Source organism: Asticcacaulis benevestitus DSM 16100 = ATCC BAA-896, assembly GCF_000376105.1.
In the GTDB taxonomy this organism is placed as follows: domain Bacteria; phylum Pseudomonadota; class Alphaproteobacteria; order Caulobacterales; family Caulobacteraceae; genus Asticcacaulis; species Asticcacaulis benevestitus.
Genome location: NZ_AQWM01000099.1, coordinates 1 through 1,073, shown reverse-complemented (window position 1 = coordinate 1,073; position 1,073 = coordinate 1). Strand labels below are relative to the sequence as shown.

Genomic DNA, 1,073 nt, shown 5'->3' with positions numbered 1-1,073 from the left:
AAAACCGCATCGCGGACATCAACGACAATTGGATTTGTGCTCAACAGCTCAATTGTCTGATATTCCGCGAAACGGGCCCATCGGTTGTAAAACCACACCGCCTTGACGGCATTCCCTGCCGTAAGCATGGATGCGGCAGCGCCTACGGCCCTGTCATGGGCTTCATCTTCATCGTGCGTCAGAAGTGCCGATCTGTGTCGATCTTTGGCAGCTTCCATCTGGTCATGAAACTGATGGCCAATAAACGGTAGAGCCACGTCATCCGCCATCCATTGGTCGATTGAGTAAGCAAAATATCTGACGTCACACTGGCCCGCAGGGCCATTGAAAGCTGACTTACGTGAAAAGCGTTCGATATATCCAAGATGACGGACCATCATAGCGGCAGGCCTGTTGCTCAAAGGAACCTTGGTCAAGATTTCCAGGCAATCTGTCTTGGTGAACATGAAGGATGCTGCTTCACGCGCTGCCGCGAAGGCCTTGGTGCCCCGGTATTCAGGGAGAAATAGTGTATGGCACTCGTAAATTCCTTGTTCGTGTTTGACGCCAATGAAGCCGCCAAAATCATTGACGAGTGCGATATTGTCTGGATTGCCAACAAGTTGAGTCAGGTCAAGATTGCCAACACCGCCAACAGCGGGCCTGACATCAGGATGATTTACGACCCTATTCAGCAACTCGGAACACATGGTGCGCACCATGCCTGTGTGCGCACCATCCAATCTTCCTAAATCCAGTGACATGAGAATTCCAAACAACCAGTTATGGGGAGGAATTTACGGCTCGTCGCAGCTCGAAACAATTGCGGAGGTTTCAATTAGCGCACAGGTTAAGTGCACAGGTTAGCCGTGCCGCCAGGACTTCTTTTTTCCTGCGGCATCACTCAAAAAAGGGAAATCTGAAGCAACCTTGCCCCAGACGCCTTTGGCGCCTCGTCCGGATAAGCCGAACTTCTCAATTGCCTCTTCCTGCCATACTCGCCCCACCGGACAGTCAAGCCTACCATCCATAAAGTCCCTGACATGTACCCGAAGATCAAGTTCAGCTCCAACCAGACCATATGAAGCTCGCCC

General features: G+C 51.5%; 2 protein-coding genes. Both read right to left on the bottom strand.

Annotated features, from left to right (window positions below):
- On the bottom strand, nucleotides 1–743 hold a 743-nt coding region (locus B060_RS27545), incomplete at its 3' end, for a hypothetical protein (protein WP_157405717.1).
- Nucleotides 744–842: 99 nt separating this feature from the next.
- On the bottom strand, nucleotides 843–1,073 hold a 231-nt coding region (locus tag B060_RS27910), incomplete at its 5' end, for a hypothetical protein (RefSeq protein WP_211210488.1).